Consider the following 8,722-nt stretch of genomic DNA (forward strand, 5'->3'; position numbering starts at 1 on the left):
GAACCTCGGAGGCGGCGAACCGTCGGACGCGGCGCGCGCGACGCGAACGGCGGAGCGCGCGCCCGGACCACCCGGGGCGATACAGCTCGTGCGCCCACCGGGGCATGAGCCGTGTTTGTCGCCCCGCTCCCTCCCATGGCACGGTTTCCCCTTTCACCCTCGACGATCCGGAGGCCGGGCGAATGCGGAGAAGAGCACTGCTGCGGGGAACCGTGGCCACAGGACTGGCGGCTGTGGCGGGGGCGGCGGCCGCCCGGCCCGCCACCGCCGCGACGAACTATCTGATCCTGACGGTCGAGCAGGGCGCCAACCAGATCCAGCGCTTCAGCAACGGCACGGCGGACTGGAACGGCACCCCCGGCTGGTACTGGACCGCCCCGTCCAACGCCAACACCTCACCGTGGTACCGGCTCTCCGACGTGAAGCGCCGTCTCACCACCCGCTGGGGCGCCGTGCTGGTCTCCACCTCCTCGGGCACCTCGGAGCTCGGCGGCTGTGTGGCGATGATCCGGGAGAGCGACAAGTCGGTCGTCTGGTCGGCGGTCGTGCCGGGGAACCCGCACGCGATCGAGCGGATCGAGCGGCATGGGGTGATCGTCACCGCCAGCTCCCGGGCGAGGGTCTTCGGCCGGACCGCGGGCGACTGGCAGAACGGCGGTGGCCTCACTGTCTTCGTGCCGCCGACCCCCGGCGGGCTGCCGTCGATGTCGTTCGCGGACAGCTTCGGCGTGGACTTCCGCGGCGCGCGCGGGGTGTGGTGGGACGACGCGAACGAGCTGCTGGTGGCCACCGGCGAGGGCGAGCTGCGCGCGTACCGTCTGGTGACGGACGCCGCGGGCAGCGTGACGGGCCTCGCGCTGGAGACCTCGCTGGGGCTGGTCGGCGCGGGCCATGACGTCCAGCCCGACTACTCCTCCGACACGATCTTCTACACCGTGGGCGGGGACGCCACCAACCCCGGCCGGGGCATCTGGGAGACCAGGCTCCAGCGCGACACGGCGACGGGCGCGTGGGGCTTCGCTCCTCCCGTCAGGATCCATGACTGGCTCTTCACCAAGTCCTTCGGCCGGCTCCCCGACGGAACGTCGTTCTGGCAGGACGCCCCGACCGCGAACGAGTGGTGGAGCGACACGATCGGCTTCTCCGGCCGCGCCGACTCCGTCCGTACCGGCGCCAGGTTCTACAAGGCCCGCTTCTGGTCCCACGCCCTGACCTGACGGAACCGCGCCCCGCCGCCCGGATCCCGCCCGCGCCACCCCACGGCATACCCTGAGCCCATGAGCGAGCGGGCGATGCAGGAACTGGCGCTGCTGGTGCTGACGGCCCTGGCGGACGCGCCCCGGCATGGGTACGCGATCGCCCAGGAGGTCAAGGCCATCACCGACGGCCGGGTGGTGCCGAGGACCGGCGCGCTGTACGGCGCGCTGGACCGGCTGGTCGGGGAGGCGCTGATCGAGGTGCGTCAGGAGGAGATCGTCGACGGCAGGGCGCGCCGGATCTTCGCCCTGACCGACACGGGCCGCGAGCGGCTCGCCCTGGAGGCCGAGCGGCTGGCCGTGGCGGTCCGGGAGGCCCGGCGGCGTCTGGGCCTGGGCGGCGCCTCGGTGACGGCGTGATCGCCCGGCTGCTCCGGCTCTACCCGCCCGGCTACCGGGCCGCGTACGGCGGTGAGATCGCCGACACCTACCGCGAGATGACGGCCGGCCTGCCCCGCCGGGCCCGGCTGCGCGAGGCCGCGGACCTGGCGGCGCACGCGCTGCGGGTGCGGACGGGACTGGGCCCGGCCGATGACCTGGGCCGGTTCCTCGCCTCGGCGGCGCCGTTCGCGCTCGTCGCGGCGGCGGTCGTCGCCGCGATCCGGCTGACCCGCTGGTGGGAGGGGCTCGTCGTCTCCCCGAGCCCGGTCCTGCTGTCCCTGCGGACGCTCGACGCGCCCTTCGCGCTGGGCCTGCTCTCCTCGCTGCTGGTCTGTGCCGGTGCGGTGGTCGCCCTGACGGGCCGTTGGGCGGCGGGGGTGACCGCGGCCGTCTGCGGACTCCTGGTCACGGGCGCGCTGGCGCTGACCCAGCCATGGCTGTACGGGGACCGGGTGGTCGTTCCGGTGGTGGCGCTGCTGACCATCGCCGTGGTCCTGGCCTGTCCGCCCGAACTGCGGCCGGGGGACCGTGTGTCCGCGGTCGCCGTGGCGATGGGCGGAGCCGCCTGGGTGCCCGTCGTGGCCGTGGAGGTGGGGGTGGTCAGCGGTGTCAGTACCGAGTACGGTGCCTGGCCGCTGCTGGTCCTCACCGCTACCGGGGTGGTGTGCGCGCTGCGGGCCCACAGGGAACAGAAAGAGAGTGGGCGTCGCGGGCCAGGCGGGACGCCGCGGACACGGCCGAGGGCCTCGGGACTGCGGGAGACGGCCGCGATGATCGTGGCCTCCCCACCGCTGGTGGCCCACGCGCTCGACGGGGTCCGGTATGGCTCCGGCCCCGACCGCATGGTCGTGCTCGCGCTGACACTTCCGGTCCTGGCGCTCCTTGTCACCGCGGTACGCGCCCGCTCGCGTACGCGCTGAGCCGGGGAGCGGCTGAGGGCCTGTCTGGCGGATCTCGCCGGGCTCGCGTGCCTCCCTCAGCGTTGCCGCCCATCGCCGATGGCCACCCGGGCCTGGCGGCCCGGGTGGGGGTGCCCCCATCCTCCGCCTTGCGATCCTCCCTCGGGGCCTGGCGGCTGAGCCCGTTCGAGTCCCCGCCGTGTCCTGGCCAGGGGCTCGCCCGTGGAGGGGGCGACTGGCCGCCCGCGAGCCGCCGGGGCGGGGCACCTGGTGCGGCTATGACGGACGCTCCGCCCCGGCCGCTCGGGGCATCCGCCCATGACCTCAGGGGCGCCCGCCCGCCCCGGTCGCGGGTGGTTCTCCGCCCGGGCCGCCCGGACCGCCCCGGCCGAACCCCGTCAGCGACCGGCCCTCCCGCTGCCCGTCGGCGGAGGACCGCCTCCGCTCGACATAGTCACTCCAACGGAATAGTCTTGCTGGCGTACTATTCCTCCGGTCCCTCCCACCCGACCCGGCCGCCGTCGGCCGAGGCGGCCACCGGCCCGCCCCGCGCGGGCCCGCCGCCGGAGCGGGCCATCCGAGCGAAGGGGTGCCCCGCGGTGCCGTTCACCCTGTCCCACCCGGCCGCCGTCCTTCCGCTGCTGCGCCGCCCGTTCGTCCCGGCGGCCCTGGTGGCGGGCGCGATGGCGCCCGATGTCCCTTACTTCCTCGCGACTTCGGGCATCCGGTCGTACGCGGGCGCGTGGTACGAGCCCTACCTCAACGCCACCACCTCGCACACGCCGACCGGAGTCCTCACGGTCACCCTCCCCTTCACGCTCGCCCTGCTCGCCGGATACCACCTGCTGCGCGAACCGGTCAGCGCGCTCCTTCCGGCCGGATTCCGGCTCCCGGACACCGGCACCACCTCCGCTACCGGGTCCGCCGTACCGCGCGGCGCCGCGCGGTACGTCCGCCAGGGAGCGTGGCTGACGCTGTCGGCCCTGATCGGCATCGCCACCCATCTGGTGTGGGACTCCTTCACCCATGCCGACGGGTACGCCGTCACGCGGGTGGCGTTCCTGCGTGATCCCGTGCTGGGCGGACTGACCCTGGCCCGGCTGCTTCAGCATCTGAGCACGGCGATCGGCCTGGCGGCCCTGGCCGGGTATCTGCTCCGCCGTCGGGCCCGTACCGGCCGTACGGTTCCACGGCCGTGTGCCGCGCGCCCGGTCCGCTGGACGGTGATCGCCGCCCTCGTGCTGGCCGCCCTGGCCGGTGCCGCCACCCAGACGCGGGGGATCGACACGTACCGGACGGTGACCGTCTACGACATGAGCCGTCCTATCGTCCAGGAGGAGAACGGCGTGGTGAGCGAGACCTACCCCAGCAGGACCGAACGGGCTCCCTGGCCCACGGTCGCCGAACACGCGCTGTCCGACGCGGCCAAGGGCACGGGTGCCTGGCTCATCGGTGCCCTGCTGCTGTACGCGACCACCTGGCACCTGCGTCTCGTACCGTACGCGCGCCCACCGCGCGGCCACCACGCCCGCGCCCACCGCTGACCTGGGGCGGGCGCGATGTCTCTCGCCTCGGGTGGATACGGGTACGGATCTGCCGCCGACGGCGCCGGAGCGGCGGCGGAAAGGCCGGGGCGGCTCGTGGACGTGTCCCCACCTTGGTGGACAGAGCCTGGGGGGCATGGCTGGCGGGCGCGACGGCGGGCTACGCTGGAACTTCAACCGAACGTGAAGTCGAGGAGCCGCCGTGGGGCAGGGCCCGAGTGATCTGCTGAGCGTGGGCGAAGTGGCCCGCAGGGCCGGGGTGGCGACGTCGGCGGTGCGGTTCTACGAGGCGCAGGGGCTGATCTCCGCCGAGCGCACCGCCGGTAACCAGCGCCGCTACCGGCGGCATGTCCTGCGGCGGCTCTCCCTGATCCTGGTCGCCAAGCGCCTGGGCATTCCCCTGGCCGAGGTGGCGGAGGTCTTCGCCGGGCTGCCGGACCAGCGGATGCCGGGCAAGCGGGACTGGGAGCGCATCTCCGTGCGGTGGGCCGCGCATCTGGCGGCACGCCGACGGGAGATCGAGCGCCTGGAGCAGGAGATCACCAGCTGTATCGGCTGCGGTTGTCTGTCGCTCCAGCGCTGCCGGGTGTTCAATCCCGAGGACGCGCTCGCGGTGCGGGGAGCGGGCCCGCGGCTGCTCTTCGAGGACGACTGACCGGCCGGGGGTTCGTGTCGCGGCGGCTCCTGGCCGCCGCTGGGTCCCCAGCCCCATGGCCTGGACGAGGCCGAACGCGAGGGGCGGACCCGGCGGTCGGCCGGGGGCCGGTCCGGGAACGACGGGACCCCGGCCGCCTGACCGGCAGGCACCAACACCGTCCCGTACGGTGACCGGCACCCCGAGCCGGGTACGGGCGTATCGATCCCTGTACTAGGGTGAGCCCCCATCACACGATCGGCCGAAAGGCGGGGGCGCTGGCCATGGCGGGCGGAGCACGGGGCACGGGCCGTGGCAACAGCGGCGCCGGAACGCGGAACGTCTGGTTGCGACTGCCGTCGGCGGCGGCGTCCGAGCCGCCACTGAGCAGGGAACGCATCGTCGACGCGGCGGTCGCCCTGCTGGACGAGGAGGGCATGGACCGGCTGACCATGCGCCGGCTCGGGGAGCGGCTCGGGGCCGGTGCCACGACGCTGTACTGGCATGTCGACACCAAGGACGATGTCATCGACCTCGCGGTCGACGCCATCTTCGCGGAGGCGCCGCTGCCCGCCGCCGGTGGGGTGGGGGCCTGGCGCGAGGACGTGGTCGCCCTGCTCTCCGGCTGCCGGGCCATGCTGCTGCGACACCCCTGGTCGGCGGCTCTGCCGCTGCGCCGGCGGCCGATGCTGGGGCCCAACTTCCTGAGCTGGATGGAGTTCTTCCAGGCCACGCTCGTCCGGGCGGGATTCAGGGGCCAGGAGGTCCAGGCCGCCTGCTGGCTGCTGTACAGCCATGTCCAGGGCTCCACCGCCAGTCAGTCCAGTCTGTGCTGGCCGGACGAGGAACGCGCCGCCGCGCAGGAGCGGTTGCGGCTGAGCCGGGACGACTACCCCACGCTCGTCGGGGGCGCGTATCTGATGGATGACGCCTGGGAGGAGAACTTCCGGCTGGGACTGGAGTTCGTGCTGGACGGCCTGGCGCGACGGGTGGGCCCCGGCGCCTGAGCGACGCCCCGCCGGTGACCGGAGCCCGTTCCGCCGGATGTCGGCCCCTGCGGCGGGCGAGACGGGTGAGAGGTACGGCCGCACCTCTCACCGTAGCTACGGGAGTGGGCCGGTCCGTCCCGGCGCCCGCGCGGACGGACCCGTGCCCTTCCCTCTGATGTGCTCCCGCCTCCGCTCAGCGCTTGCCACCGATCCGCAGGGCCTCCTTGAGGAAGACACGCGGATAGCCGGGCACGCCCTCGGTGGTGATCACCTCGACCACGGACCCGATGGACCGCCCGTCGACCGCCTCCCGTACCAGCGCGTCGGCGAGATCGTTGCGTGAGGTGAACCAGCCGGGGTGGCGGACGGTGCTGACGGTGTAGTCGGTGGTGGTCGTGGCGTCGAAGAGTCCGGCGGGACGGATGATCGTCCAGTCCAGGCCGCTGGTCCGTACTCGCTCCTCCATCCGGGCCGCGTCCTCGTAGAGGGAGCGCCCCAGCCTGAGCAGCACCGGCACGATCACCTTGCGGAAGACGAGCGCCTCACCGGGCGCGTCCTGGTAGTTGACACCGATCGAGCTGACACAGGTCAGGCGCCGGATCCCGTGCGCGGCCATCGAGGCGGCGATGTTCCCGGTGCCCTGTGAATAGACGGTCACCGGCCCCTTGGTGTAGGGCACGCCCAAGGCCGAGATGACCGAGTCATGACCGGCCATCGCCTGGTCCACCGCATCGGGATCCAGGGCATCGGCCCGGACGACCCGGAGCCCGGCGCCGCTGAGCGGGAAGTCGCCGGGCTGTCTGGTCACGGCGGTGACGGAGTGGCCCTCGGTGAGCGCCTGCGCGGTGGCCAGCCGACCGGTAGGGCCGTTCGCGCCGAAAATGATCAGCTTCATGTGTTCCTCCGCTCCGAGGCCTGGAGGTACCGAGGCGGCCCTCCTGTCACTGTCACTGGAACGATGTTCGTGCCCTCGAACGCTGTTCCAGTGGTTCGCCAATGTAGCAGTGGGGCGGGGGAGTTGTGGGGCGGGGAGTCACGGCCTGCGGACGCGGGCCGCGCCCGCAGGCCGTGAGGTGTGCGGTGAGGGCCTGTCGGGCTGGCGGCCGGGCTCGATCACCGCGTGATGGAGGTGGGCTGTCGGCGCCTCTCTCCCGGCGAGGTGGTCCCGTCCGCCAGCTGGGACTCCGTGGTATCCGCACCGCGCATGAGGACTGCCCTCGGCGCGGGCTGATCTGTCGGAGGCGCCCTCCCGCACCCTGTCTCGCGGCCCGGCAGTATCCCTATGAGTCATGCTCATTTCAAGCATGGCCAACACACCGTCATGCCGGTATGTTGGCGCACGCACAGCGGACACGGAGTTCCGGAAAGCGGCGATCCCGCTCGTGAACCACCGTTGTCCCTGGGTGCCTGACGTGACGTCACGAGGGGCGTGCCGTCCGGCCGAAGCGCGGTCCTCGTCGCCGCGAACCCCGTTCCACCATGTGTTCCCGCACCACCGTCACCGCCGCCACCTGGCGCGACGACGCGCACCACCGTCACCGCCGCCACCTGGTGCGGCGGCCCTCGCACCACCGTCACCGCCGCCACCTGGTGCGGCGGCCCTCGCACCACCGTCACCGCCGCCTCGCGCGGCGAGCTGTTCCACCTTCCGCGCCCCGCCCCGCTTCCCCGGCGGGTGATCCCCAGACTCCCCCCAGCGGGCGCGTTCCCCCACTCACCGGCCGATGGCTCAGCCCGGCCGGACGACGAAAGGTGTCAGCCCCCCATGCGTACTACCCACCTCGGCGCCCTCACCGTCGGCGCCCTCGGTCTCGCCCTGCCGATCGCCCTGATACCGGCCGCCGCCTCCGCCGCCCCGACCCCCGCCCCGCTGGTCGCGGTCGCCCAGGCCCCGGCCGCCAGCGAGATCAAGGGGCAGTACATCGTCACGGTCAAGGCGGGCTCTGACGCGGCCGCCGTCGCCGCGTCGAAGTCGGTCACGACGGAGTACGTCTATGACGAGGTCCTCAACGGCTTCGCCGCCTCGCTGACCTCCGCCCAGCTGGCCGCGCTCCGCGCCGACGCGCGGATCCAGTCCATCGAGGAGGACCAGAAGACCGCCTCGACGGCGACCCAGACCAACCCCACCTGGGGGCTGGACCGTATCGACCAGCGCACCGGCCGGAACAACGCGTACACCTACAACGCCACCGGCGCGGGTGTCACCGCGTACATCATCGACACGGGCCTGTACACCAGCCACCCCGACTTCGGTAACCGGGCCCGCAATGTCTTCGACGCCTTCGGTGGCAACGGTGCGGACTGCAACGGCCATGGCACCCATGTCGCGGGCACGGTCGGCGGCGCCACCTACGGTGTGGCCAAGGCCGTCCAGCTGCGCGGAGTGAAGGTCCTCAACTGTCAGGGCTCCGGTTCCTTCTCCGGCATCATCGCGGGCTTCGACTGGGTCCGGCAGAACGCGGTGAAGCCCGCGGTCGCCAACGCCTCGCTCGGCGGCGGCTACTCGGCGGCCCTCAACAACGCCGCCACCGCCCTCGCCAACTCCGGTGTCCACACCACGGTCGCGGCGGGCAACAGCAACCAGGACGCCTGCAACTTCTCCCCGGCGAGCGCCGCGGGCGCCCTCTCCGTCGCCGCCTCGGACTCGGGCGACGCCAAGGCCGGGTTCAGCAACTACGGCCAGTGCACCGACCTCTACGCCCCGGGCGTGGGTGTCATCTCGACCCGCATGGGCGGCGGCACCACCAGCATGAACGGTACGTCGATGGCCGCCCCGCACGTCGCGGGTGTGGCGGCACTCTACAAGTCGGCCTACGGTGACGCCTCCAGTGCCACGGTCAACAACTGGGTGATCAACAACAGCACGCCGAACGTGATCCGCGGCAACATCAGCGGCACGCCGAACCGCCTGCTGTTCAAGTCCACCCTCTGACGCGCTGATCCGTCCCCACCCGTTCGCCACCACGACGGGATGGACGGGATGGACCGCCATCCGTGGGCCCCGGGCCCGGCCGGACAC

At 73.0% G+C, this 8,722-nt stretch carries 8 protein-coding genes; 7 read left to right on the plus strand and 1 reads right to left on the minus strand.

Annotated features, from left to right (window positions below):
- Positions 1-212: 212 nt before the first annotated feature.
- The 6 genes from ACFVIM_RS03510 to ACFVIM_RS03535 all read left to right on the plus strand — a co-directional run bounded on the left by ACFVIM_RS03510 (position 213) and on the right by ACFVIM_RS03535 (position 5,721).
- Positions 213-1,217, plus strand: a complete 1,005-nt coding sequence (locus tag ACFVIM_RS03510) for a hypothetical protein (protein ID WP_384297832.1) — start codon at positions 213-215, stop codon at positions 1,215-1,217.
- 60 nt (positions 1,218-1,277) lie between these two features.
- The gene (locus ACFVIM_RS03515; RefSeq protein ID WP_384297833.1) at positions 1,278-1,616 is read left to right on the plus strand and encodes a PadR family transcriptional regulator; all 339 of its coding nucleotides are present in this window, start codon (positions 1,278-1,280) and stop codon (positions 1,614-1,616) included.
- On the plus strand, positions 1,613-2,557 hold the full coding sequence (locus ACFVIM_RS03520) for a hypothetical protein (protein ID WP_384297835.1): 945 nt from the start codon (positions 1,613-1,615) through the stop codon (positions 2,555-2,557). The genes ACFVIM_RS03515 and ACFVIM_RS03520 overlap by 4 nt, the downstream gene beginning before the upstream one ends.
- A 578-nt stretch (positions 2,558-3,135) precedes the next feature.
- On the plus strand, positions 3,136-4,080 hold the full coding sequence (locus ACFVIM_RS03525; protein ID WP_384297837.1) for a DUF4184 family protein: 945 nt from the start codon (positions 3,136-3,138) through the stop codon (positions 4,078-4,080).
- A 202-nt stretch (positions 4,081-4,282) separates the two neighbouring features.
- Positions 4,283-4,735 (plus strand): redox-sensitive transcriptional activator SoxR, encoded by a 453-nt coding sequence (soxR, locus tag ACFVIM_RS03530; protein ID WP_384297839.1) that lies wholly within the window; start codon positions 4,283-4,285, stop codon positions 4,733-4,735.
- A gap of 218 nt (positions 4,736-4,953) precedes the next feature.
- A complete protein-coding gene (locus ACFVIM_RS03535) occupies positions 4,954-5,721 on the plus strand; it encodes a TetR/AcrR family transcriptional regulator C-terminal domain-containing protein (protein ID WP_384297841.1) in 768 nt (255 codons plus the stop codon).
- A gap of 175 nt (positions 5,722-5,896) precedes the next feature.
- Here ACFVIM_RS03535 and ACFVIM_RS03540 read toward each other — a convergent pair whose 3' ends face one another.
- Positions 5,897-6,598 (minus strand): NAD(P)-dependent oxidoreductase, encoded by a 702-nt coding sequence (locus ACFVIM_RS03540; protein WP_384297843.1) that lies wholly within the window; start codon positions 6,596-6,598, stop codon positions 5,897-5,899.
- 870 nt (positions 6,599-7,468) lie between these two features.
- Between ACFVIM_RS03540 and ACFVIM_RS03545 the strand changes: the two genes are divergently transcribed.
- Positions 7,469-8,635 (plus strand): S8 family peptidase, encoded by a 1,167-nt coding sequence (locus ACFVIM_RS03545; protein ID WP_384297845.1) that lies wholly within the window; start codon positions 7,469-7,471, stop codon positions 8,633-8,635.
- Positions 8,636-8,722: the final 87 nt, after the last annotated feature.

This window comes from Streptomyces sp. NPDC057638 (assembly GCF_042800315.1).
Classification (GTDB): Bacteria; Actinomycetota; Actinomycetes; order Streptomycetales; family Streptomycetaceae; genus Streptomyces.

Coding starts and splice junctions, on each gene's coding strand:
- ACFVIM_RS03545 (WP_384297845.1), top strand. CDS start 7,469: ATGCGTACTACCCACCTCGGCGCCCTCACCGTCGGCGCCCTCGGTCTC.
- ACFVIM_RS03540 (WP_384297843.1), bottom strand. CDS start 6,598: ATGAAGCTGATCATTTTCGGCGCGAACGGCCCTACCGGTCGGCTGGCC.
- ACFVIM_RS03515 (WP_384297833.1), top strand. CDS start 1,278: ATGAGCGAGCGGGCGATGCAGGAACTGGCGCTGCTGGTGCTGACGGCC.